Consider the following 24,053-nt stretch of genomic DNA (forward strand, 5'->3'; position numbering starts at 1 on the left):
GGCGATGCCGCCGGCGGTGGCGGCGATACCGGCGAAGGTCAGGGCGGTCTTACGCAGGATGTCGGTACGCATGGTGAAAGCCTTTCGTTCGGGGGTTTTCGCGGCACGCACCGCACAGGGGGCGCGGGTGCCGCGATAGAGGGGGAAAGTCAGAAGAGGGGGCCCGGCGATCAGAGGACCTGCTCGGGTGGCCCGGGGATGTAACGACGGCCGGTGGCGGATCATTCCGCCGGGCCGGGGGCCCGTGGTGGTGGGCCGGTGACCGGCGCGGGGATGCGGCGCGGTCAGCCATGTACAACGCCCCCGACCCCGACCTGATTCCGGCCGGCCGAGCCTTCGAATCAGACAAACCAGGCACCGCGCGCCGGTGCCCCCGAGTCGGACATCAGCATCGGATGTACGAGGTGTGCCTTACACCGCCGGATCCGACCGTGAAGTGAATTTCCTTCTGGTGTCGATGGCGCGCTCACCAGCCCAGTTCGTCGTCGGTCGCCTCAACCCGGTGTGGCACGACGGGCAACCTGGCGGCGCGATCCTTCGCCAGGCGGTCGCCCCACGACCTTGCCGCCTCCTCGCTGGCGGCATCGACCAGGAAGACCGCAGGCCATTCGTGATCCTCGTGGTCAGTGGGCAGGCTGGGATCGCGGAACCACACGACGTATACGTAGCGTCGAACCGCTGGCTCGCAGGTCATGACCGCGATTGTGGACCCGATCTCCCGCGCTGTGGCTGGCTGCTGCGGGGGGCGGGGACGGTGGGCCCGGCCGGCCACGGCACCTCCGGCGCACGGTGGTATGCGATCCCGGCGGCCCTCCAGCGCGACCCGTGCCCGGCCAGCCGCGCGCGGAACCCGTCCCAGTCGTGCGTCGCGCGGGGTGACCAGCCCAGCTCGGCGACGGCCGGCAGGCGCGGGAAGAGCATGAACTCGATCTCGGTGAGCGAGGTGACCGACTCGGTCCAGAGCGGTGCCTCCACGCCGAGCACCGCCTCCGCCGGCACGTCGGCCAGGTGCGCCCCAGGGTCCCAGTCGTACGCCGTCCGCACGTCGATGAGTCCGGCCCAGTCGTGCCCGATCGGGGTGTCCGGGGCGTACTTCATGTCCAGGTAGGCGTGCTTGGCCGGGGAGAGGATCAGGCGGGCGCCCCGGCGTACCGCCTCGGCCGTGGCCGGGTCGTCGCCGTTGGTGCCCCACCACTGCAGCACCCGGCCGTCGGCGTGGGCGGCCGGTGCGAGCTGGTGCCAGCCGACCGCGGTCTTCCCGGTCGCCGCCACCAGGTCCTGGGCCCGTTCGATGAAGGCGCGGTAGGTGTCGGCGGGCACCTTGAAGGCCTCGTCGCCGCCGATGTGCAGCCACGGGCCGGGGGTCAGCGCGGCCACCTCGCGCAGCACGTCGGCGACGAAGTCGTACGTCCGCTCGTCGGCGGGGTCGACGTAGCTGAACCCGACCTCGGTGCCAGTGTACGGCGGCGGCGCGACCTTGCCGGGTGCCAGCTCGGGGTACGCGACGAGCGCCGCGTTGGTGTGGCCCGGCAGGTCGATCTCGGGCACGACGGTGACGTGGCGGCGGGCCGCGTACCGGACGATCCGGCGGTAGTCGTCCTTGGTGTACCAGCCGCCCGGACCGTCGCCCACCTCTGTGGTCCCGCCGACCTCGGTGAGCTTCGGCCAGGCGTCGACCGCGATCCGCCACCCCTGGTCGTCGGTGAGGTGCAGGTGCAGGTGGTTGAGCTTGTACCGGGCCAGGTGGTCGATCACCCGCAGCACGTCCTCGACTCCGAAGAAGTGCCGGGCCACGTCGAGCATCGCCCCCCGGTACGCGAACCGGGGCCGGTCGACGATCGTGCCGCCCGGCACCACCCAGCGTTCGGCGACCGGCGTGGCGCTCTCCACCGCCGCCGGCAGGAGCTGCCGCAGAGTCTGCACCCCGTGGAACAGGCCGGCGGCGGTGCCGGCGGTGATCCGTACCCCGGTGCCAATCACGTCGAGCCGGTACCCCTCCTCACCCAGCGCCGCGCCGACCACGTCGACGCCGCTCGGTGCGAGATCTTGGACGATTTCGGCCCCTCCAGGGGCTGTTTCCTGCCAAGATTCGCTGCCCTGCTGGGCTGCGGCGGACACGGTGAGCACGAGTGGGTGGTTGGGCTGGGCGGCGGTGGTGTCGGCGACGGGGAGTGGGTAGCCGGTTGCGGGGCGGAGCAGGTCGGCGAGCTGCTCGGCGACGTCGCGGGCGGCCGGGTCGGCGGCCACCCGGATCACCGCGTCCTCCGGCAGCGTGAAATCGGCCGCCGGGTCGGGCGTGACCAGCTCGGGGGCGGGCACGACGTCGCCCAGCCGCACCGGCGCTGGCGCGGCGAGCAGCTCACCGGCCGCCTGGGCGACGGTCCGGGCCAGGTCAGCGGCGGCGACGGCGGCGGTCCGGGTCAGGTCGGCGACGGCGGGCTGCCGGGTGTCGAGGTCGACCCGGTCGAGCGGGTCGGGACCGGTGTCGGGGGAGGCGGCGGGGGTGGTGGGCACGACGACGGCTCCGGGGGGTGTATTTGCGTTGAATGTGGCAAAGGTCAGGTTCAGCAAAACCAGTGCCGTCAAGAGTACGAGGGAAAGCGGAATTGCGTGGTCGTGCGCGTGGAAACGTTCCCAAAAACTGGTACGAACGCGGATAGTGGTGACTGCTGTGCCGATTGTCACCGAACGGTCCCAGGTCGCTCGAAGTTCGCTTAGCCTTCGCCCACCGAACGCTGACGACGCCGGATTGCCGGTGGTCGGGCCCGGGGTATGTGCGAACTGAACCTTCGTTAAGTGTCAATTCCGGCGCGCGTGGGAGGCTCTGGTGGCAGCGCAACAGAGGGTGGACAACAAGTACGTCTACGACTTCGCCGAGGGCAACAAGGATCTCAAGGACCTGCTCGGCGGCAAGGGGGCCAACCTCGCCGAGATGACGAATCTCGGCCTGCCGGTCCCGCCCGGCTTCACCATCACCACCGAGGCCTGCAAGGCGTACCTGGCGACCGGCCGGGAGCCGGCCGGGCTGGCCGAGCAGATCGAGGCGCACCTGGAGTCCCTGGAGCGCGGCATGGGCCGCAAGCTCGGTGACCCCGCCGACCCGCTGCTGGTGTCGGTCCGCTCCGGCGCCAAGTTCTCGATGCCCGGCATGATGGAGACCGTCCTCAACGTCGGCCTCAACGACCGGAGTGTGGTCGGGCTCAGCGCGCAAGCGGGTGGCAACGACAGGTTCGCCTGGGACTCGTACCGACGGCTGATCCAGATGTTCGGCAAGACCGTCTGCGAGGTGCCGGGCGAGGAGTTCGAGCACGCCATCGACGAGGCCAAGCGCGCCAAGGGCACCACCAACGATCTCGACCTGGACGCGGACGACCTGCGCGCGCTGGTCGACACGTACAAGAAGATCTTCGCCGAGCACACCGGGCGGGAGTTCCCGCAGGAGCCGCGCGAGCAGCTCGACCTGGCCATCCGCGCGGTCTTCGAGTCGTGGAACGCCGAGCGCGCGATCGTCTACCGGCGGCAGGAGCGCATCCCGGCCGACCTGGGCACTGCGGTCAACGTGGTGGCCATGGTCTTCGGCAACCTCGGCCCGGACTCCGGCACCGGCGTCGCCTTCACCCGCGACCCGGCCAGCGGCGCGCAGGGCATCTACGGCGACTACCTGGCCAACGCCCAGGGCGAGGACGTGGTCGCCGGCATCCGCAACACGGTGCCGTTGCAGGAGCTGGAGCGGATCGACAGGAAATCCTACGACGAGCTGCTCGACTACATGGCCCGGCTCGAGGGGCACTACAAGGACCTCTGCGACATCGAGTTCACCATCGAGCGCGGCAAACTCTGGATGCTCCAGACCCGGGTCGGCAAGCGGACGGCCGCCGCCGCGTTCGTCATCGCCGGGCAACTGGTCGACGAGGGTCTGATCGACCTGGACGAGGCGCTGCACCGGGTCAACGGCGCCCAGCTCGCCCAGCTGATGTTCCCCCGGTTCAAGCTGGACCACGAGTTCGAGCCGGTGGCCAAGGGCATCGGCGCGTCGCCGGGCGCCGCCGTCGGCAAGGTGGTCTTCAGCTCGGACCGGGCGGTCGAGCTGGCCGCCGAGGGGGAGCCGGTGATCCTGGTCCGTCGGGAGACCAACCCGGACGACCTGAACGGCATGATCGCCGCCAGGGGCATCCTGACCTCGCGCGGCGGCAAGACCAGCCACGCCGCGGTGGTGGCCCGGGGCATGGGCAAGACCTGCGTCTCCGGCGCCGACGAGCTCGACGTGAACGTGCCGGCGAAGACGTTCACCGTGGCCGGGCAGACCGTCAACGAGGGCGACGTCGTCTCGGTCGACGGCACCACCGGCAACGTCTACCTCGGCGAGGTGCCGGTCATGCCGTCCGAGGTGGTGCAGTACTTCGAGGGCACCCTCGACCCGGAGCGGATCGACGACCCGCTGGTGCGGGCCGTACACCGGATCATGACGCATGCTGACGCCACACGGCGGCTGCGGGTCCGGACGAACGCCGACACCGGCGCGGACGCGGCGCGGGCGCGGCGCTTCGGCGCGGAGGGCATCGGCCTGTGCCGCACCGAGCACATGTTCCTCGGCGACCGGCGGGAGTTGGTGGAGCGGCTCATCCTCGCCGGCACCGACCGCGAGCGGGAGGACGCCCTGGCCGCGCTGCTGCCGCTGCAGCGGGCGGACTTCATCGAGATCTTCCGCGAGATGGCCGGCCTGCCGGTCACCGTACGGTTGATCGACCCGCCGCTGCACGAGTTCCTGCCCCCGCTGGAGCAGCTCGCGGTCAACGTCGCCGTCGCCCAGGAGCGCGGCGAGGACGTGGCCAAGGAGGAGGCGCTGCTCGCCGCCGTCCGGCGGATGCACGAGGAGAACCCGATGCTCGGCCTGCGCGGCGTGCGGCTCGGCCTGGTCATCCCCGGCCTGTTCGCCATGCAGGTCCGCGCGATCGCCGAGGCCTCCGTCGAGGTCACCCGGGCCGGCGGATCGGCCTGCCCGGAGATCATGGTCCCGCTGGTCGGCGCGGTCCAAGAGCTGGAGACGGTACGCGCCGAGGCCGAGAAGATCATCGCGGAGGTGGTCGGGGACAGCGGTGTCGAGGTGCTGATCGGCACGATGATCGAGGTGCCCCGCGCGGCGCTGACCGCCGGGCAGATCGCCGAGGCGGCACAGTTCTTCTCCTTCGGCACCAACGACCTGACCCAGATGGCCTGGGGCTTCTCCCGGGACGACGTCGAGGGCGCGTTCTTCTGGCGCTACCTGGAGCTGGGCATCTTCGGCATCTCACCGTTCGAGTCGATCGACCGCGACGGGGTCGGCCGGCTGGTGCGGATCGCCGCCGAGGAGGGCCGGGCCGCCCGACCGGGGCTCAAGCTCGGCGTCTGCGGCGAGCACGGCGGCGACCCCGACTCGGTGCACTTCTTTCACGAGGTCGGGCTCGACTACGTCTCCTGCTCCCCCTTCCGCGTCCCGGTCGCCCGACTGGAGGCCGGCCGCGCCGCAGTGCACCCCACCGGTTCCGACCCCCGCTAACCTCATGATCAACAGAATCAGCCGTCGGCCGGCGCGCCGATCCGGACCGCGCGGCGTAGCCTGGGTTGGCTCGATCACTGTCCGATCTCGTCGCGAGAGGTGGCCGCATGAGCAGCGTCTGGGAGAACCTGACCGTGGCCGCCCAGGACCCGTCGCGGCTCGCCCACTGGTGGGCGGAGGCACTCGGCTACCAGGTGATCAGCGACAAGCCGGACGAGGTGGAGATCCGCCGGGCACCGGACCAACCGCCCGGCATCGTCTTCGTACCAGTCACCGAGCCCAAGCGGGGCCGGAACCGGCTGCACCTCGACCTGCGCCCGGCCGACCAGGAGGCCGAGGTGGAACGCCTCGTCGACATGGGCGCGCGGCACGTCGACACCGATCAGGGCGATGTCGGGTGGACGGCACTGGCCGACCCGGAGGGCAACGAGTTCCGCGTACTGCGATCGCGGGGATGACGGTTGACCGCAGGTCCCGGCGCTGACGACGCGGCACGACTGGTCGTCGAGGCGCCCAAGGACACCGGGCACGGGCGGTCGCCGTTCGAGCGGGACCGGGCGCGGGTGCTGCACTCGGCGGCGTTCCGCCGGCTCGCCGCCAAGACCCAGGTGCACACCGCGGGCACGGACGACTTCCTGCGTACCCGGCTGACCCACTCCCTCGAAGTGGCGCAGATCGCCCGGGAGATGGGTGCCCGGCTCGGCTGCGACCCGGATGTGGTGGACACCGCCGGGCTGGCGCACGACCTCGGCCACCCGCCCTTCGGGCACAACGGCGAGTACGCCCTGGACGCCCTCGCCGCCGACTGCGGCGGCTTCGAGGGCAACGCCCAGACCCTGCGGGTGCTCACCCGGCTGGAGGCCAAGGTGCTCGCCCCGGACGGCCGCTCGGTCGGGCTCAACCTGACCCGGGCCGCGCTCGACGCGGTCGGCAAGTACCCCTGGGCACGCCGCCCCGGCCAGCGCAAGTTCGGGGTGTACGCCGACGACCGTCCGGTCTTCGACTGGCTGCGCGCCGGCTCCCCGCCCGGCGGGCGGCGCTGCCTCGAGGCGCAGGTGATGGACTGGGCCGACGACGTGGCGTACTCGGTGCACGACGTCGAGGACGGCATCCACGGCGGGTACGTCAGCCTGCGCCCGCTGCTGACCGACGCCGACGAACGGCGGGCGCTCTGCGTCGACGTGGCGGCGGCATACTCCGGGGAGACCCCCGAGGACCTGAACGAGGTGCTGGCCGAGCTGCTCGCCGAGCCGGTGCTCGCCCCGCTCGCCGCGTACGACGGCAGTCACCGGGCACTCGCCGCGTTGAAGGCGACCACCAGCGTGCTCACCGGCCGGTTCGTCGCCACCGTGGTGGCCGCCACCCAGGCGCGCCACGGCCCCGGCCCGCACCGCCGCTACGCCGCCGACCTGGTGGTGCCGCGCCGGATCCGGGCGCAGTGCGCGCTGCTCAAGGGCATCGCGTTGCGCTACGTCATGCGCCGTCCCGGCGCGGCCCCCCGGTACGCCCAGCAGCAGGAGATCCTCGCCGACCTGGTCGCCGCCCTGCTCGACCGGGCGCCGGACGCGCTCGACCCGGTCTTCGCGCCGCTGTGGCGGGACGCCCCGGACGACGCCGCCCGGCTGCGGGTGGTGATCGACCAGGTTGCCTCGCTCACCGACCCGGCCGCCCTGTCCTGGCATGCCCGCCTGGTCCGCGCCGCCTGACCGGGCCGCATCGAGGGCCGGTGGCTTAGGCTAGCCTAAGTCGTATGACGGAGCGCCCGAAGAAGGTCACCGCCGCCACGGTCGTACGGACCGAGCGGCCCACCCCGCACCTGATCCGCCTGGTGCTCGGCGGCGAGGAGCTGGCCGGCCTGCCGGTGGGCGCGTACACCGACCACTACGTGAAGCTGCTCTTCCCGCCGGCCGGGGTGGCCTATCCGCACCCCATCGACCTGGCCACCATCAAGCGGGAGTTCCCGGCCGAGCAGTGGCCGCGGCTGCGGGCGTACACGGTGCGGGCCTGGGACGCGGCGGCGGGCGAGCTGACGATCGACGTGGTGCACCACGGCGACGTGGGGCTGGCCGGGCCGTGGGCGGCCGCGCTGCGCCCGGGCGACCGGGTGCTCTTCACCGGCCCCGGCGGGGCGTACGCGCCGGACCCGACGGCTGACTGGCACCTGCTGGCCGGCGACGAGAGCGCGCTGCCGGCGATCGCCGCCGCGTGCGAGCGGCTGCCGGTCGGCGCGCGGGCGAAGGTCTTCGTCGAGGTCGAAGGCCCAGCCGACGAACTGCCGCTGACCAGCCCGGGCACGGTCGAGCTGACCTGGCTGCACCGTGCCGGCCGCCCGGTGGGCGAGGCGCTGATCGCGGCGGTCCGGGCACTGGACTTCCCACCCGGCCGGGTGCACGCCTTCGTGCACGGCGAGGCCGCCGCCGTCAAGGAGTTGCGTCAGCTGCTGCGCGTCGAGCGCGGGGTGCCCCCGGAGGCGCTCTCCATCTCCGGCTACTGGCGGCGCGGCCTCGACGACGAGGCCTGGCGCTCCACCAAACGCGCCTGGAACGCCCAAATCGAGGCCAACGAGTCAACACCACTCCCGTCCTAACCCACCCCCGCCCTAACCCACCCTCCCGCCCTGTCGATCATGGAGTGGTGGCGCCTGACTTGCCCTTTTTGTGGCGTTGGGTAGGTGCCGCGACTCCATGATCAACCCCGGGTGGGGGTGGGGGTGGGGGTGGGGGTGGGGTGAGGGGGCGGGTGGTTAGGACGGTGCCGACGTGGGCGGCGGAGCGGGCTATGCGGCGGCGCATCGCGCGTAGGTGGGCGGTGACCGAGGTGGCGGCTACCACTGCGGCGATCGGTGCCGCGAGCCAGGCCGGGGCGGCTAGCAGCAGTGCCGTCAGGGTGGTGGCCAGGCCGAGCAGCGCGCTGTTCACCAGCGCGATCATGCCGGCCTGGCTGACCAGGTCACGGAACCAGTGCCGGTTGAACGGCTCGGGCGCGAACGGACCCGGGTCATCCAGCGTCGGCATGATGATGAAGGGGCTCAGGGCGGGCGCGCGGCGGGCCAGATAGGTGCGGAGCACGGTCGCGGCGACGGCGTACCGGCGGCCCCGGTCGTTCAGCTCGATCTGACGGGCGAACACGAAGATCCCGAGCAGCAGGACCAGGAGCCCGAGCCCGGCTACCACCGCCGGGCCGAACCGGCCGTGAGGCCCGCCGGTGCTGATCAACCCGGCTGACACGGCGGTCGCGCCGGACGCCACCGCCAGGAAGAAGGTGAACCGGGCGACGGATTGGTCGTGCACCGTACGGCTCAGTTCGCGCAGGTGCTGGTACTCGGCGAGCGCGATGGTCAGCTCAGTGTCGTCGGCCATCCGGCGTCCCCTCCCCGGTCGCGGCTCCCACCGTAGCCAAGATCGGCAAATGCAAGGAACATGTCGCCCGGCCACCGAAAGCGGGTCTACCTCAATAGATAGCAGAGGTGCTACATTCCGAGGCATGGCTGTTGTCGAACTACCGGAAGTCGCCGGAACTCCCCAACCGCCCGACGAGGACCTGGTCCTCGACGTCCGCGACCTGCGCATGCGCTACGGCACCGTCGACGTGCTGCACGGAGTCGACTTCGCGGCCCGGCGGGGCGAGGTGCTCGCCTTGCTCGGGCCCAACGGCGCCGGCAAGACCACCACCATCGAGATCCTGGAGGGCTTCCGGCTGCGCTCGGCGGGCGACGTCCGCGTCCTCGGCGTCGACCCGAGTCGGGGCGGCGAGCGGTGGCGCGCCCGGATGGGGGTGGTGCTCCAGTCCTGGCGGGACCACGGCAAGTGGCGGGTGCGGGACGTGGTGGCCCACCTCGGCGACTACTACGCCCCGTATTCCACCGACCGGATCCGCCGGCCCTGGCCGGTCGACGACCTGCTGGACACCGTGGGCCTCGCCCCGCACGCGGGCAAGCGGGTGCACCAGCTCTCCGGTGGTCAGCGCCGCCGGCTCGACGTGGCGGTCGGCATCGTGGGCCGTCCGGAGCTGCTCTTCCTGGACGAGCCGACGGTCGGGTTCGACCCGGCCGCCCGGCGCGAGTTCCACGAGCTGGTGCACCGGCTCGCCGACCTGGACGAGACCACCGTCCTGCTCACCACGCACGACCTGGCCGAGGCGGAGAAGCTCGCCGACCGGATTCTCATCCTGGCCGGTGGCCGGATCATCGCCGAGGGTTCGCCCGACGAGCTGGCGCGCCGGGTCGCCGGCGACGCGGAGATCCGCTGGACCCGGGACGGGGAGCGCTTCGTGCACGCCGCGGCCGACGCCACCGGCTTCGTTCGGGACCTGTTGCGGCAACACGGCGACGAGGTGCAGGAGTTGGAGGTTCGCCGGGCCAGCCTGGAGGACGCGTACCTGGCCCTGGTCTACGAAGAGGAATCCGGAATCCGGACCGGCGCCGCCGGCCGGGTGTGGCAGCAGGGGAGTGTGCGATGAGCCCGACCACGGCGGCCGTCCGGGCCGGCATCCGGCGCGGCGCGATCGAGCTGCGCAACACCTTCAGCAACGCCCAGGACCTGTGGAACTACTTCTTCCCGACGGTCCTCCTGCTGGTCACGATCTTCTTCATGCGCGGCGCCACCGTGCCCGGCACCTCCTTCTCCCTCGGTGCGCGTACGCTGCCCAGCGCGCTCGGCATGGGGCTGGCCTTCGGCGGCCTGCTCGGCCTGTCCCAGCAGCTCATCGTCGACCGGGAGGACGGCACCCTGCTGCGCGCCAAGGCGACGCCGAACGGGATGCTCGGCTACCTGATCGGGAAGATCGTCCTGCTCTCGTCGGTGTCGCTGATCGGGCTGGTCCTTCAGCTCACCCCGGGGCTGTTCTTCCTGGACGGCCTGCGCCTCACCGACGGCGGCGCCTGGCTCACGCTGGCGTGGGTGGTGCCGCTCGGGCTGGTGGCGACGCTGCCGCTGGGCGCGGTGATCGGCTCCCTGATCGAGAACCCCCGCAACATGGGCCTGGTGGTGCTGCCGATGTTCGGGCTCATCGCGCTCTCCGGCATCTTCTACCCGATCAACGGCTACCCGGGGTGGCTGCAGGCCGTCGCCCAGGCCTTCCCGATCTACTGGCTAGGCTTGGGCATGCGCTCGGCGCTGCTGCCGCAGGCGATGGCCGCGGTCGAGCTGGGCGGCTCCTGGCGACACCTGGAGACGTTCGTCGTGCTGGGCCTCTGGGCTGCGGCCGGGTTGGTGGTCGCCCCGGCCGTCCTGCGCCGGATGGCCCGTCGTGAGTCCGGTTCGCGGGTAGCCGCCCGCCGGGAGCGGGCCATGCGGCGGGTCGGGTGAAAGGACATCGATGAGTGAGATCGTGCACAACCGGATCGCGGTGCTGCGCGCCGAGCGGGGCATCTCCCGCCGGCAACTCGCCGACGCGCTGGGCGTGCACTATCAGACGGTGGGCTACCTGGAGCGGGGCGAGTTCCGGCCCAGCCTGCACCTGGCGCTGCGGATCGCCGCGTACTTCGAGGTGCCGGTCGAGGTGGTTTTCTCGATCGAGCCGTTCCCCAGGATCGGCGACACGGCGGCCGGCCGCCGGTAAGGAGATCCGCCACACGCCCGTCCCCCGACCGCTGGACCGTCGGTCCGGCAGGGCAGGATGTACGCCGAGGAGGTGGCGGAGATGGCGGGGCGGATCCGGGACGAGGACATCGCGCTGGTCCGCGAGCGCACCTCGATCGCCGAGGTCATCTCCGACACGGTGACCCTCAAGTCGGCCGGCGGCGGCAACCTCAAGGGCCTGTGCCCGTTCCACGACGAGAAGAGCCCGTCGTTCAACGTCTCGCCCGCCCGCAACGTCTGGTATTGCTTCGGCTGCGGGGCCGGCGGCGACGCGATCAAGTTCCTGATGGACGCCGAGCACCTGAGCTTCGTGGAGTCCGTCGAGCGGCTCGCCGGCCGTGCCGGCATCCAGCTGCGCTACGTCGAGGACGACCGGTCGGCCCCGCGGGCCCGGCCACAGCAGGGGCAGCGGCAGCGGCTGGTCGCCGCGCACGCCGCCGCCGAGGAGTTCTACCGCGCCCAGCTCACCACGGCCGGCGCCCGTCCGGCCCGGGAGTTCCTGGCGCAGCGCGGCTTCGACCGGGCCGCCGCCGAGCGGTACGGCTGCGGCTTCGCCCCGGACGCCTGGGACCTGCTCACCAAGCACCTGCGTCAGCAGGGCTTCACCCACGACGAGTTGGTCACCGCAGGGCTGTCCCGGCCGTCCCGCTCCGGCACCCTGATCGACCGGTTCCGCCGGCGGCTGCTCTGGCCCATCCGCGACCTCACCGGCGACGTCATCGGCTTCGGCGCGCGCAAGCTGTTCGACGACGACGACGGCCCGAAATACCTCAACACCCCCGAGACGCCGATCTACAAGAAGTCCCACGTCCTGTACGGCATCGACCAGGCCAAGCGGGAAATCGCCAAGCAGGGCAAGGTGGTCGTGGTCGAGGGCTACACCGACGTGATGGCCTGCCACCTGGCCGGGGTGACCACCGCCGTGGCGACCTGCGGCACGGCCTTCGGCACCGACCACATCTCGGTCCTGCGTCGGGTGCTCTTCGACAGCGACGAACGAGCCGGCGAGATCATTTTCACCTTCGACGGGGACGCGGCCGGGCAGAAGGCCGCACTGCGCGCCTTCGAGGACGACCAGCGCTTCGTCGGGCGTACCTTCATCGCAGTCAGCCCCGACAACATGGACCCGTGCGAGCTGCGCCTGGCCAAGGGCGACCTGGCCGTCCGCGACCTGGTCGCCCGCCGTGAGCCGCTGGTCGATTTCGCGCTCCGCCACGTGATCAACCGGTTCGACCTAGACACCGTCGACGGCCGGGTGGAGGCGATGCGCCGGGCCGCGCCGCTCGTCGCCAAGATCAAAGACCGGGAGAAGCGCCCCGAGTACGTTCGCAAACTCGCCGGCGACCTCGGCATGGAGATCGAGCCGGTGCAGCGCGCGGTGCTGGCCGCCGGGTCCGGGCAGTCGGCCGGCGGGGCGAGCGCCCCGGCGCGTAGCGGGCCGGCCGCGCCGACGGCGGACAGCCCACGGTCGCTGGTCGAACGGGAGGCGCTGAAGCTCGCCCTCCAGGAGCCGGTGCTGGCCGGCCCGATGTTCGACGCGGTGGAAGCCGGCGAATACCGGCACCCGGTCCACGTGGCGGTCCGGGCGGCGATCGCCGACGCCGGCGGTGTGGCGGCGGCCACCGGCGGCGCGGTCTGGATCGAGCAGGTCCGGGACGCCTGCGACGACCTGGCCGGTCAGGCGCTCGTCGGGGAGTTGGCCGTCGAGCCATTGCGCATCGACGGCGAACCCGACCCCCGCTACGTCTCGGTCACCATGGCCCGGCTGCAGTGGGGCTCGGTGACCGGCCGGATCAAGGAGCTCAAGTCGAAGATCCAGCGGATCAACCCGGTAAGCCACAAGGACGAGTATTTCGGCCTCTTCGGGGAACTGCTCTCGCTGGAGCAGCACGCGCGAGCGCTGCGCGAGCAGGCCGCCGGAGGACTGTGATGGGGCTGTTCAACCGCAAGCCGAAACTGCCGCCCGCCGACCGGCCGCCGCTGGCCGCCGAGGAACGGGTGCTCGCCTGGGCCGCCGCCGGCAACGGCGAGGGCGACGGCGTGGTGGTCGCCAGCAACCTCGGGCTCTGGCTGCCCGGCCGGGGGCACCGGATCGGCTGGCACGACATCCTCAAGGCGGTCTGGTCCGGGCGCGAACTCACCGTCACTCCGGCCGAGCGGGTCGCCGAGCGGGACGGCTATCTGGTCGTCGCCGACAGTCCGGCCGAGACCTACCTGCTGCTCGATCCGGCCGACCTGCCGCACCAGGTGCGGACCCGGGTCACCGGCTCCGTCGCGTACACCGCGCACCACCCGGTGCCCGGCGGCGCCGGCCGGATCGCCGCCCGCCGGGTGCCCGGTGTGGACGGGCTGACCTGGACAGTCCGCTACGACCCGGGCACGCCGGCCGACGACGAGGCGGTGGCCGCCGAGACCGGCAGGCTGGTCGCCGCCGCCCGGAGCACCACCACCCCGGCGCACCTCTGACCGTCAGCCGCCGCGGTAATACTGGGCGGCGCCCGGGTGCAACGGGATCGGTTCGGTGCCCGCCCCGCTTTCCCGGGTGAAGTTGGCCGCCTCCGGGTGCACCGAAATCAGCTCACCCTGATAGGTGAAGAGCAACCGGGTCAGGTCGTACGCGAGCTGGTCCGGCATGTCCGCCCGGACCAGGATCACGTTCGCCACGGTGATGGTCGGGATGGCGGTCGGCGTGCCGTAGACCTCTGCCGGCAGGGTGGCGGTGGTGTAGACCGAGCCGTACCGGGCGGTGAGCGGCTCGACCAGGTCGGCGGCGGGCAGCAGTCGGAACATTCCCGGTGCCTCGGCCAGCAGGTCCTTGATGCCTGGGGTGGGCAGGCCGCCGGAGAAGAACATGGCGTCCAGGCTGCCCGCCCGCATCTGTTTCACCGTCTCCGGCAGCGACAGGTTGACCCGCTGGATGTCCCGGTCCGGGTCGATCCCGGCGGCGCTGAGCAGCCGCCCGGCGATGGTGTCCGTGCCGGACCGCGGCGACCCGGTGGAGATCCGCTTGCCGCGTAGCTCGCCGAAGCTGTCGATCTTCCCGTCGGCCCGGACGATCACGTGCGTGTAGTTGCGGTAGACCCGGGCGAGCGCGCGGATCGGCTGCGACTGCCCGTCGAACGCGCCGCGCCCGGTGACCGCGTCCGCCGCGGTGTCGGCCAGGCTGAAGGCGATCTCCATGTCGCCGCTGCTCAGCCGGTTGATGTTCTCCACCGAGGCGCCGGTCGGCTCGGCCCGCGCCTCGTAGCCGGGCAGGTGCCGGCTGATCACGTCGGCGTAGCCACCGCCGAGCTGGTAGTAGACACCGGTGGTGTTGCCGGTGGCCAGGAAGATGCGCCCGCCGTGCCACGCCTGCGGCCCCGCGTCCGCATTGGCGCAGCCCGCGATCAGGGCAGCCGACAGCAGTGTGGCCACCAGTCGCAGCGGGCGCCCGATCACGCCCGGACCGCCGGTTCCAGTGCCTCGGCCACCCGCTGGACCAGCGTCGCCGTCTCGAAGCCGATCTGGCCCAGGTCGCAGCCGGGAGCGGCGAGCACCCCGAGCAGCGCACGCTCGCCGACGGCCATCACCAGCATCACGCCGCCGTCCATGTCAACGATCTGCTGGCGTACCCGGCCGGCGGACATCAGCCGGGCGGCACCCACGGTCAGGCTCGCCAGCCCGCTGATCACGGCGGAGAGCTGGTCCACCTGGTCCACCGCGAGGTCCGGGGAGGCGGCCAGCCGCAGCCCGTCCTCGGACACGGCAAGGGCGTGCGACACGTCCGGCACCCGCTCGGCGAAGTTCGCCAGCAGCCAGTCGAGTCCGTCGGTCACGGATGAAGTCATTGGGTTCTCCCGGTGGGTGTGGGGTGCGGGTTGCGGCGCATCGCGCTGGCCACGCCCTCGGAGAGCGCGGACAGGCGAGCCCGAACCACCTCGGGGTCGAGCAGATCGGGTCGGGGCGGTGGGGTGGTGGTGGTTGTGGTGACGGAAAGCTGGCCGCCCCGGATCCGGCGGGGCAGCCCGGTCCCGGTGGTCGGCATGTTGTCGGACGGTCGGGTCGGGGCGACGTCGGGTACCAGCAGGGTGATCCCGGGCGGCGGCACGGCGGCCATGCCCCGGACGATGCCGGCCGCCGGGTCCGCCCCGGCCGCCGGCCTGGTGACCGGCTCTGCCACGGGCCCGGCGACCGCGACGGTGGCTCGCGGTCGGAACCAGGGCGCACTCGGGTCGTCCGGGGCGGTGTGCGCCACCGTGGCCCGTCGGGTGACCGCCTCGACCCGGGTCAACGCGGATTCGGGCACCTCCAACTGGGCGATCGTGCCGGTGTGGGTGCGATGCAGTTGCACCCGGATCCCGTGTCGGGCGGCCAGGTGCGCCACCACGTGCAGGCCCATGCTGCCGCCCGCGGCGCTGAACAGCGGAGCCGGCGCGGCGAGCCGCCCATTGATGGTGGCCAGCCGACCCTCGCTGATCCCGATGCCCTGGTCGTGCACCCGCAGGGTGACCCCGTCGACAGTCCGCCGCCCGTCCACCAGCACGAAGGTGTGCGGCGGGGAGTTGAGGGTGGCGTTCTCCAGCAGCTCGGCCAGCAGGTGCACCAGGTTGCCGGCCGCCGCTCCGTGCACCGCGGCGGTCGGCACGTCGATTTCCACCCGGGGGTAGTCCTCGATCTCGGCGGCCGCCGCCCGGACCACGTCGTCGAGGAGCAGCGCGCCCTCGTGCCCTCGACCCGGCTCGCCGCCGGCGAGGACCAGCAGGTTCTCCCCGTTGCGGCGCAGGCGGGCGGCGAGGTGGTCCAGCGCGAAGAACCGGGCCAACGCCTCCGGGTCGGTCTCCTCGTGTTCGAACTCGTCGAGCAGGCGCAGCTGACGGGTGATCAGCGTACGGATCCGCCGGGCCAGCGCCTCGGCCATCCGGGTCACGTCCAAGCGCAGCTCGGCCTGCTCGCCGGCGAGTCGTAGCGCGGTCCGGTTCACCGTGTCGAACGCCTCGGCCACCTGGGCCATCTCGTCCCGACCGCGCCGGACACCCTCGGTCAGCTGGGTCGCCGCGCCGTCGTCCGGGCACCGCTCGCCCGCGGCGATCGCGGTGATCCGCTCCGGCAGCTCCCGGTTGGCCACCGTGAGCGCGGCGACCCGCAGCTGGCGTAGCCGCCGGCTGGTCCGCACCGCCAACAGCGCGGCGGTGACCAGCGAGGCGAGCGTGACGGCGCTCGTCGCCCCGGCGGTGAGCAGGGCCCGTTGCCGGGCGGTGCCGGCCAGCGCGGCGGCGTCCCGGTCGAGGTCCTCGGACAACTCCCGGCCGAGCAGGTTGTACCGGCGGATGGTGCCGCTCTGCGCCACGTACCAGGCGTCGCCGTCGGTCGTCAGCGCTTCCGGCCCGCCGTCGGTGTCCAGCACGTCGTCCCGCATCCGACGGGCGGTCGAGACGTCGACGCCGTCGATCAGGCGGCGCCAGGCGAACTGCGCCGGGCCGGTGGCGATCCGGAGGAACTCGGCCTGGCGCTGTTCCCGGGCACCGCGCAGTTGGCCGAGCCGAACCAGCTCGCCGCGGGCCAGGTCACCCCGGACGAAGACCCCACGCAGCAGGGCGCGTTCCAGGGACGCCAGGTGCTCCTGCGCGGCCACGGCCGCCACCCTCCGCGCCCCGTTGGCCAGGTCGGTGTCGTGCAGCTGGGCCGGGAGCGCGTCGGCGACGGCGAGCAGTGACTCGACCAGGGTCACGTACGCCGAGTCGGCGGGCTCGCCGTCCAGCGCCCGCTGGCGGGTCGGGTCGAGTTGGCCGAGGTAGCCGTCCGCGTCGTCGAGTATCCGGCCCAGGTCCGGGGCGGCCCGTCGGGCCTTGCCGCTGGCCGAGCGGTAGCGGTCGACGGCGGCGTCCACCCGTCGCCGCTGGGCGTCGACCAGCGGCCGGCCGGCCATGCCGCCCCGTTGCCGCAGCGCCGTCGTCTCGCCGAGTTCGCGTTCCAGCTCGTGCATCAGCCGTACGGTCGCGGTGGCGGTGCCGGCGAGCACGCGGGCCCGATCGGCGTCGGCCGAGGCGGCGAGCGCAGCGTTGGTCTGGGTGGCGCCGAGCACGACCAGGCCGACCGTCGCCACCAGGATCGGCGCGAGCAGTTGGGTGCGCACCGACCGAAGTTGGCCGGTGCGGTCCGCGGGCCGGCTGTGCCGGCGTACGCGGGCGGGGTCGGGGAGCGGCACGGGGTCTCCCAGTTCGGGTCGGGTGCCGGGCCTGGGGGACGGCCGGGCGACACGACCAGGCACGATACGCGAATCGCGCACCCGGGGGAACATTGCCGACCGTGATTGCATTGAGTGACGAAACTGGGCGGCCGATCTCTGATTCGTGGGCCGCCTTACCGGCATCCTTCGTAAATGTCTGATCCGGACATGCGCTGCGGTTCCGGTTTGTCCATTGACACTGAGAGCGATCTGTCCAGAATGGCGGGTAAAGGTCCTGGCCCCGTCGCTCTTCTGGGCGTGACTGGGCGTAGCCGACGCCCATCGGCTGTCCGGGCAGGGACTCGACGTTAACCGGTCGAGGTTGTCGGACCGGGCGGCTACCGTGCACCGGTGACCACTGCTCGACCACTCATCCAGGCGCGGGGGCTGGTGAAGCGGTTCGGCGACTTCACCGCCGTCGACGGCATCGACGTGGAGGTGCGCCCCGGCGAGGCGTTCGGCTTCCTCGGGCCGAACGGCGCCGGCAAGTCCTCCACCATGCGAATGATCGGCTGCGTCTCCCCGCCCTCCGGCGGCGAGTTGCGCATCCTCGACCTGGACCCGGTCCGCGACGGGCCGGCGATCCGGGCCCGGCTGGGCGTCTGTCCGCAGCTCGACAGCCTCGACCCGGAGCTCACCGTCCGGGAAAACCTCACCACCTACGCCCGTTACTTCGGCATCCCGCGCCGGGTGGCCCGCGAGCGGGCCGCCGAGCTGCTCGACTTCGTGCAGCTCGCCGAGCGGGCCGAGAGCAAGGTGGAGCCGCTGTCCGGTGGCATGAAACGCCGGCTCACCATCGCCCGCGCGCTGGTCAACAACCCGGCGATCGTGCTGCTTGACGAGCCCACCACCGGGCTCGATCCGCAGGCCCGCCACCTGGTCTGGGAACGGCTGTTCCGGCTCAAGCAGCAGGGGGTCACCCTGGTGCTCACCACGCACTACATGGACGAGGCCGAGCAGCTCTGCGACCGGCTGGTGGTGATGGACGGCGGCCGGATCGTGGCCGAGGGCTCGCCGCGCACCCTGATCGAGCGGCACGCCACCCGCGAGGTGGTGGAGTTGCGCTTCGCCGCCGAGTCGCAGGAGGTGTTCGCCGGCAAGCTGAGCGGGCTGGGGGAGCGGGTCGAGGTGCTGCCCGACCGGATCCTGCTCTACGTGGCCGACGGCGACGCGGCGGTGGCCGAGGTGACCGCACGCGGCCTCGTCCCGGCCAGCGTCCTGGTCCGGCGCAGCAGCCTGGAGGATGTCTTCCTTCACCTCACCGGCCGCACCCTGGTGGACTGACTCTTCGCCTGTTCCACGAGGACAGACCGCTCGGCAGGTAGGTCATAAGTGGCCAGCTCACGCGAGCTGCCGGCCCTGCGCCCTGCGACTGCTCAATGTTCGTACCGCGCCTGGTAAGCGTTGTCCCAGTCGATCTTGATGTCCTGCAGGCCGGTGCCATGGCCATCTGCGTTGTTGGTCAGGGTGGGGATGTCTGGGTTGATCGTGTCCTTGCCGATCACCGAGGCCGCGACCGCGAATACCGCCGCCTGACCGATCCAGGCCACCGTGGTGGAAGCCGAGATGTTTAGCATGATCGACTGGATGACCTTGAGCGCCTCCGCGACCGGCGCGAACGGGGTCGCGTCGAAAACACTGTAAGCGATGATCATCGCGAGGCAGATCGTCGCGAACACGAAGAACTTGAACTGCGCGTCGTTGATGTTGTCGTGTGCGGTCTTGATCGCTTCGGACATCGCCTTCAGATCGTCCCGGGTCTGCCCCAGCTCGGTCTTGAAGCTCGCCAGCCACACGTCGAAGGCGCGGCGGTCGTCGGCCTCCCACGCGCCGTTGAGCGGGCGCAGCGCGGCGTCGAGCTGGTCGATGGCAGCCTGCACCGCGCCGGAGGCCGCCTCCCACCCGTTTTGCACCCGGCTGAGCTCGGCGTCGTCCGGTGTCCATAGTGCCCAGGCGGCGACCGCGATCAGCGCTGTCGGTGACAGCGCCCCGCAAGCCGCGATGGCGCCTTCGCCGGCCAGCGCCAGCACGGCGATCGACGAAAGCCAGTAGAGCCCGGTGCCCTCGAACACGTTGGCCGCATTGGAGGACCCCTCTTCGGGCTTTTTGTATCGCACCTCTGTCGGCGATCCGGTCGGCGTGTTGGCGTGCTCGGCCTTCGCCCAGTTCGCCGCCGTGTAGGACAGCCCGTTAGCCATCTCTTTGAACTTGTCGACACCGCCGCTGACCGATTGCAGGAAGGCGTCGTACGACGGCTGGTATTTCGTCAGGATGGCCGGCGTCCCGATCACACCCAGCATCACCGGGTGGCCCTTGCAGTCCCGCTCGACATGCTCCTTGGCCACCTTCATATACGCCAAGGGCTCCGACATCACGTTGTTGGCAGCCTTGTCGATCATGTCAGGGTCGACTTTGCGCATGCCGGTATTGTTACCGCCCGGCTGCGCTCGGCGCTGCCCCTGAACGCCTTCTGCGTACAATAGGCAACCATGACCTCCGATGCGCCCCCCGGTGGCCTGGTCGTACCGATCCGTCCGGAGCGGGCGCTGCGGGGCACGTTTCTGTTCGCCGCCGTCGTGTCCGGCGTGCTGCTGATCATCGCGATCGCCTTCACGCTGAAGGAGGGCGTTGTCGGCGCGCTCACCGCGCTGCCCTGCGCGGCGGTGTTCGGCGCGGCCCTGTGGATCGCGGCATGGCGCGCGAAGCGCCAGTTGCCCGGGGCCGTGTTCCGGGTGGACGCTGCCGGCATGCACCTGGAGACGAAGCGGTCGGCCCGGACCGTCGCCTGGGCTGACATCGAGGCGGTGACGGTGGCCACGCACCCCCGGGGCGGGCACGCGGTCCTGGCCACCCTGCGCCCTGGCGTGCCGAAGCCGGCACCCGGCTCCTTCGGCGTGCCGGCGTGGTCCACCGAGCTGCGGTGCCTCGTCGTCATGCCGCTCGACCTGCTCGAGGCGGCTCCCGAACCGGTCTCCACCGCGGTCGCGACGCACGCCGGCGAACGCTTCCGCCCCGACGGCCGTCTCTAGCGCTGGAGGCGCTTGACCCGGTCGAACGCCTCGCGGACCGCGGCCATCGGATCCTTCGGGGTGCCGTCCTCGCTGACGACCTTCAGACCGCCGCCGAGGACGTCCCCGGCGCTGACCCCCGGAGGCATGAGGGGTCCCATTATCTCCGCCACACGACGGGTCATCTGGTCACAGGCGGTCTGGTACGCCTCCATGATGGCCTCGGTGAGGCTCACTGCGTCCAGCCGCATGGCGCGCTGGTCGAAGTCGACGCCGAGGAGGTTGGCGCTCGGGCCGACGGTGACCTCGACCAGGCCGTCCGCCCCGAGGCCGGTCTCCTTCGCCTCGGCCAGATCGCGCTGGATCGTCTGGAACTTGTCGAGCTGCTCGAACACCTTCGACATGTGGCGGTCGATCTCTGGGTTGCCCGTTTCGAAGTTCACGGGACCATTCTGCGCAATGTCGCCCCCGAACGGTGACCCGTAGCCGGCCCGGCCGCCACCTGCCGGCGACGGTGGAGTCAGCCGCCGCCTCCACTGCGGGGAAACTGACGCGACGGTGTCGGTGACCCGTCGTAAGGTGGCCGGCGGTCTTGTCGTACCCGGGCGGTAGGAAGGCCAGGGTGGACGGAGAGCGGGGGTGGTCGCGATGAGCGTGGCGGAGCGGGCCGGGCCGGGGATCGCACGCATCCCGGCGCTGGCGGTCCTCGCCCACCACCTGGTCGCCTACCGGCGCACCTGGCGGGCGGGGGTTTTCTCGTCGCTCCTGCTGCCGGTGCTCACCGTGCTCGGGTTCGGCGTCGGGGTCGGGGCGTACGTGCATCGGGGCGTCGGCGGGGTGCCCTACCTGGAGTGGCTGGTGCCCGGTCTGATCGCCTCCACCGCCCTTCAGGTCGCCATGGCCGAGTCGACCTGGCCGGTGCACAGCAACTTTCGTTGGATCCGGACCTACCATGCCCAGGTCGCGGCGCCGCTGCGGATCGGGGACATCCTCGCTGGGCACGTCGCCTTCGTGCTGTTCCGGGTGCTCACCAGCGTCGCCGCGTTCGTACTGGTGACGGCGCTGTTCGGGGCGTTGCGCTCGCCCTGGGCGGTGGCCGTCCTGCCGGTGGCGCTGCTGCTCGGGCTCGCGGTCGCCGCGCCGACCTTCGCGTTCAGCGCGGCGGTGCCGAGCGACAGTTACCTGGCCCTGCTGTTCCGGTTCGCGGTCATCCCGATGACCCTGTTCGCCGGGGTGTTCTTCCCGATCGAGTCGCTGCCGGAGGCGCTGCGCTGGCTGGCGTACGCGACGCCGCTCTGGCACGCCGTGGACCTGTGCCGGGCCGTCACGCTCGGCGTCGCTCCCCAGTGGTCGGCCACCGGCCACCTGCTCTACCTCGCCGCCTGGGCCGCCGCCGGCTGGCTGTTGGCCCGGCGCATGTTTCGCCGCTCGCTGGTCGTGTAGGGGGAGGGTGTCGTGGTCGGTCTCGTTCTGCCCCGGCTGGTCAGCTTCGAGGGGGCGCCGCGCCGGTCCGCCTCGGTCGCCGAGCGCAACCTGACCGCGTTGCGGAGCGCCTACTGGCTGGTGCTGCTCTCCGGTTTCCTGGAGCCGGTGCTCTACCTCTTCTCGATCGGCGTCGGGGTGGGCGCGCTGGTCGGCGACCTCACCCTGCCTGGCGGGCAGGTCGTGTCGTACGCGGCGTTCGTGGCCCCGGCGATGCTGGCGTCCTCGGCGATGAACGGCGCGCTGTCCGAGACGACCTTCAACTTCTTCGGGAAGATGAAGTACATGAAGCTGTACGACGGGGTCATCGCGACCCCGGTGCAGCCGTTCGAGATCGCCCTCGGCGAGCTGGGCTGGGCGATGATCCGAGGCAGCCTCTACTCGGCCGCGTTCCTGCTGATCATGGCGGTGATGAACCTGACCACCGCAGCCCGCGCGGTTGCCGCCTTCCCGGCCGCGATACTGGTCGGCATCGCGTTCGGCGCGCTCGGCATGGTCGTCTCCACGCTCATTCGCAGCTGGCAGGACTTCGACCTGATGGGGTCGGCCCAGTTCACCCTTTTCCTCTTCTCCGGCACCTTTGTGCCGGCCGAGGCGTATCCGGCCCTGCTGCGCTGGGTGGTCGAACTGACCCCGCTCTACCGGTCGGTGCACCTGGTCCGGGCGATCTGCGTTCAAGGCTCCGGCTGGTCCTGGCTGCTGGATGTGGTCTACCTGGCGGTGCTGGCCGCCGGCATGCTCACGTTGGCATCCCGGCGAATGGGCCGGCTGCTTTACACGTAGGTGATTAAGGCCTTTCCGTCCGGGCATGTCGGCGAACGATGCGACGACGAGGGAGGGTCAAATGGCCGCCGACGAGTACCCCGCCCGCGACGCCCGCGACCGGGGCGGGCCGGTCGAGCCAGGCGACGGGCCGAAGGGCCCGACCAAGCTGCCGCGCGCCGACTGGGTGGCGACATTGAAACGTACGGGCCGGGAGTTTCAGCAGGACAACCTCACCGACCGGGCCGCCGCGCTGACCTACTACGGCGTGCTGTCGATCTTCCCGGGCATCCTGGTGCTCATCTCGGTGCTCGGCCTGCTCGGCGCCGGCGCCATTCAAGGGGTCCGGAACACCGTCGACCAGGCGGTGCCGGCGCAGGGCGTCCGGCAGATCATCGAGACGGCGATCTCCCAGGCGCACAACTCGGGCGGTCTGGCCAGCCTGGCTGCGGCCCTCGGCCTGGTCGGCGCCTTCTGGGCGGCCTCCGGCTACATCTCCGCCTTCATGCGGGCCGCCAACCGGATCTACGACGTGCCGGAGGGGCGGCCGATCTGGAAGACGCTGCCGATCCGCCTCGGTGTCACCGCCGCGATCGGGGTGATGCTGCTGGCCAGCGCCGTGATCGTGGTCTTCACCGGCGGCCTGGCCGACCAGGTGGGCCGCGCGCTCGGTCTCGGGGCAACGGTCGTGACGGTGTGGAACATCGTGAAGTGGCCGGTGTTGCTGGTGCTGGTGAGCCTGATGTTCGCGATCCTCTACTGGGCCTCGCCGAACGCCCGGCAGGGCGGCTTTCGCTGGGTCAGCCCGGGCGGGCTGCTGGCGGTGGTGATCTGGCTGGTGATCTCCGGGCTCTTCGCCGTCTACGTGAGCAACTACAGCTCGTACAACAAGACCTACGGGGCGTTGGCCGGCGTGATCATCTTTCTGGTATGGCTCTGGCTGACCAACATCGCCATTCTGCTCGGCGCGGAGTTCGACGCCGAGTTGGCGCGCAGCCGGGCCATAGCGACGGGGCATCCGGCCGACAAGGAGCCCTACGTCCAACTGCGCGACGACCGCAAGCTGAGGAAGAAGGGTAAAGCGGGCAATTGATCGCCGCCCCGAACTTCTCATCGGGACACGACAAGATCACTTCCGCCGGTTCGGTGGTGGCTTTCGTCCGGAGCGACAAAAGTTTTTGTCGCCTTGATTGAAGCTATGGACAGCCGACCCGGAAGGCTCCTACTGTGTCGGGCACGACACATCGCCGGTGCGTCGATGTGCAACGACTCCGATGCGAGGTGAGTCCCGGTGCGGACGCTGGACCCCCTGCACGTACAGCTCCTACGACTACTGCGGGACGAGGGGGCGGTGTCCCGGGCCGAGCTCGGCGACCGCTTGCAGATGCCTCGCCCGCGGCTGCTCGCCGAGCTGGAGCGTCTGGTCGGTCTCGGGTTTGTGGCTGAGGCGGGGTTGGCGGCGTCGCGGGGTGGTCGTCGTT

At 71.5% G+C, this 24,053-nt stretch carries 22 protein-coding genes and 1 pseudogene; 15 read left to right on the forward strand and 8 right to left on the reverse strand.

Annotated elements, in window-relative coordinates; all coding sequences use genetic code 11:
- Positions 1–466 precede the first annotated feature (466 nt).
- On the reverse strand, positions 467–694 hold the full coding sequence (locus tag ABZ671_RS30020) for a hypothetical protein (RefSeq protein ID WP_357864441.1): 228 nt from the start codon (positions 692–694) through the stop codon (positions 467–469).
- On the reverse strand, positions 691–2,514 hold the full coding sequence (locus ABZ671_RS30025) for a beta-N-acetylhexosaminidase (protein ID WP_357864443.1): 1,824 nt from the start codon (positions 2,512–2,514) through the stop codon (positions 691–693). The genes ABZ671_RS30020 and ABZ671_RS30025 overlap by 4 nt, the downstream gene beginning before the upstream one ends.
- Positions 2,515–2,827: 313 nt before the next feature.
- Here ABZ671_RS30025 and ppdK point away from each other — a divergent pair, with 313 nt between their 5' ends.
- The 4 genes from ppdK (at position 2,828) to ABZ671_RS30045 (ending at position 8,123) form a co-directional block, all read left to right on the forward strand.
- Positions 2,828–5,536, forward strand: a complete 2,709-nt coding sequence (gene ppdK / locus ABZ671_RS30030) for a pyruvate, phosphate dikinase (protein WP_357864445.1) — start codon at positions 2,828–2,830, stop codon at positions 5,534–5,536.
- 107 nt (positions 5,537–5,643) lie between these two features.
- Positions 5,644–5,994, forward strand: a complete 351-nt coding sequence (locus tag ABZ671_RS30035) for a VOC family protein (protein WP_357864447.1) — start codon at positions 5,644–5,646, stop codon at positions 5,992–5,994.
- A 3-nt stretch (positions 5,995–5,997) separates the two neighbouring features.
- A complete protein-coding gene (locus ABZ671_RS30040) occupies positions 5,998–7,242 on the forward strand; it encodes a deoxyguanosinetriphosphate triphosphohydrolase (RefSeq protein ID WP_357864448.1) in 1,245 nt (414 codons plus the stop codon).
- Positions 7,243–7,286: 44 nt separating this feature from the next.
- On the forward strand, positions 7,287–8,123 hold the full coding sequence (locus tag ABZ671_RS30045) for a siderophore-interacting protein (RefSeq protein WP_357864450.1): 837 nt from the start codon (positions 7,287–7,289) through the stop codon (positions 8,121–8,123).
- 37 nt (positions 8,124–8,160) lie between these two features.
- Here ABZ671_RS30045 and ABZ671_RS30050 read toward each other — a convergent pair whose 3' ends face one another.
- Positions 8,161–8,895 carry a hypothetical protein gene (locus ABZ671_RS30050; protein WP_357864452.1) on the reverse strand — a complete coding sequence of 245 codons (735 nt, stop codon included), beginning with the start codon at positions 8,893–8,895 and terminating at the stop codon, positions 8,161–8,163.
- A gap of 124 nt (positions 8,896–9,019) precedes the next feature.
- Here ABZ671_RS30050 and ABZ671_RS30055 point away from each other — a divergent pair, with 124 nt between their 5' ends.
- Genes ABZ671_RS30055 through ABZ671_RS30075 form a run of 5 tightly spaced genes read left to right on the forward strand, consistent with a single transcriptional unit; the run spans position 9,020 to position 13,581 of the window.
- Positions 9,020–9,994, forward strand: coding sequence for an ABC transporter ATP-binding protein (locus tag ABZ671_RS30055; RefSeq protein ID WP_357864454.1), 975 nt, complete (start codon positions 9,020–9,022; stop codon positions 9,992–9,994).
- Entirely contained in the window at positions 9,991–10,842 is an 852-nt protein-coding gene (locus ABZ671_RS30060; protein ID WP_357864456.1) for an ABC transporter permease, read from the forward strand. The genes ABZ671_RS30055 and ABZ671_RS30060 overlap by 4 nt, the downstream gene beginning before the upstream one ends.
- Before the next feature lie 10 nt (positions 10,843–10,852).
- Positions 10,853–11,095, forward strand: coding sequence for a helix-turn-helix transcriptional regulator (locus ABZ671_RS30065; protein ID WP_357864458.1), 243 nt, complete (start codon positions 10,853–10,855; stop codon positions 11,093–11,095).
- 57 nt (positions 11,096–11,152) lie between these two features.
- Positions 11,153–13,045: a DNA primase gene (gene dnaG, locus ABZ671_RS30070; RefSeq protein ID WP_357864460.1), complete on the forward strand. Its 1,893-nt coding sequence runs from the start codon at positions 11,153–11,155 to the stop codon at positions 13,043–13,045.
- A complete protein-coding gene (locus tag ABZ671_RS30075) occupies positions 13,045–13,581 on the forward strand; it encodes a hypothetical protein (RefSeq protein ID WP_357864462.1) in 537 nt (178 codons plus the stop codon). Before dnaG ends, ABZ671_RS30075 begins: the two co-directional genes overlap by 1 nt.
- A gap of 3 nt (positions 13,582–13,584) precedes the next feature.
- Here the strand turns inward: ABZ671_RS30075 and ABZ671_RS30080 are convergent, their stop codons facing one another.
- From ABZ671_RS30080 to ABZ671_RS30090, 3 genes are read right to left on the reverse strand one after another with little or no spacing between them, the layout of a single operon-like run.
- Complete coding sequence (locus ABZ671_RS30080) at positions 13,585–14,553, reverse strand: TAXI family TRAP transporter solute-binding subunit (RefSeq protein WP_357864464.1); 969 nt, start codon at positions 14,551–14,553, stop codon at positions 13,585–13,587.
- On the reverse strand, positions 14,550–14,942 hold the full coding sequence (locus ABZ671_RS30085) for a roadblock/LC7 domain-containing protein (RefSeq protein ID WP_357864466.1): 393 nt from the start codon (positions 14,940–14,942) through the stop codon (positions 14,550–14,552). Before ABZ671_RS30085 ends, ABZ671_RS30080 begins: the two co-directional genes overlap by 4 nt.
- Positions 14,939–17,299, reverse strand: a complete 2,361-nt coding sequence (locus tag ABZ671_RS30090; protein WP_357864467.1) for a nitrate- and nitrite sensing domain-containing protein — start codon at positions 17,297–17,299, stop codon at positions 14,939–14,941. Before ABZ671_RS30090 ends, ABZ671_RS30085 begins: the two co-directional genes overlap by 4 nt.
- Before the next feature lie 372 nt (positions 17,300–17,671).
- On the opposite strand from ABZ671_RS30090, the gene ABZ671_RS30095 reads away from it, so the two are divergent.
- Positions 17,672–18,604, forward strand: coding sequence for an ABC transporter ATP-binding protein (locus ABZ671_RS30095; protein WP_357864469.1), 933 nt, complete (start codon positions 17,672–17,674; stop codon positions 18,602–18,604).
- Positions 18,605–18,696: 92 nt separating this feature from the next.
- Here the strand turns inward: ABZ671_RS30095 and ABZ671_RS30100 are convergent, their stop codons facing one another.
- Positions 18,697–19,740 carry a WXG100 family type VII secretion target gene (locus tag ABZ671_RS30100; protein WP_357864470.1) on the reverse strand — a complete coding sequence of 348 codons (1,044 nt, stop codon included), beginning with the start codon at positions 19,738–19,740 and terminating at the stop codon, positions 18,697–18,699.
- A 69-nt stretch (positions 19,741–19,809) separates the two neighbouring features.
- Between ABZ671_RS30100 and ABZ671_RS30105 the strand changes: the two genes are divergently transcribed.
- Positions 19,810–20,349 carry a hypothetical protein gene (locus ABZ671_RS30105; RefSeq protein WP_357864472.1) on the forward strand — a complete coding sequence of 180 codons (540 nt, stop codon included), beginning with the start codon at positions 19,810–19,812 and terminating at the stop codon, positions 20,347–20,349.
- Here the strand turns inward: ABZ671_RS30105 and ABZ671_RS30110 are convergent.
- Positions 20,346–20,771, reverse strand: coding sequence for a YbaB/EbfC family nucleoid-associated protein (locus tag ABZ671_RS30110; protein ID WP_357864474.1), 426 nt, complete (start codon positions 20,769–20,771; stop codon positions 20,346–20,348). The genes ABZ671_RS30105 and ABZ671_RS30110 overlap by 4 nt on opposite strands.
- Positions 20,772–20,976: 205 nt before the next feature.
- On the opposite strand from ABZ671_RS30110, the gene ABZ671_RS30115 reads away from it, so the two are divergent.
- The 4 genes and pseudogenes from ABZ671_RS30115 to ABZ671_RS30130 all read left to right on the forward strand — a co-directional run.
- Complete coding sequence (locus tag ABZ671_RS30115) at positions 20,977–21,771, forward strand: ABC transporter permease (protein ID WP_357864476.1); 795 nt, start codon at positions 20,977–20,979, stop codon at positions 21,769–21,771.
- Between the two features lie 12 nt (positions 21,772–21,783).
- Positions 21,784–22,593: an ABC transporter permease gene (locus tag ABZ671_RS30120; RefSeq protein ID WP_357864477.1), complete on the forward strand. Its 810-nt coding sequence runs from the start codon at positions 21,784–21,786 to the stop codon at positions 22,591–22,593.
- Positions 22,594–22,654: 61 nt separating this feature from the next.
- On the forward strand, positions 22,655–23,665 hold the full coding sequence (locus ABZ671_RS30125) for a YihY/virulence factor BrkB family protein (RefSeq protein ID WP_357864479.1): 1,011 nt from the start codon (positions 22,655–22,657) through the stop codon (positions 23,663–23,665).
- 198 nt (positions 23,666–23,863) lie between these two features.
- Positions 23,864–24,053 (forward strand): annotated as a pseudogene (locus ABZ671_RS30130) (sugar kinase); the annotation flags it as partial.

The organism is Micromonospora sp. NPDC006766, from assembly GCF_040636055.1.
In the GTDB taxonomy this organism is placed as follows: domain Bacteria; phylum Actinomycetota; class Actinomycetes; order Mycobacteriales; family Micromonosporaceae; genus Micromonospora.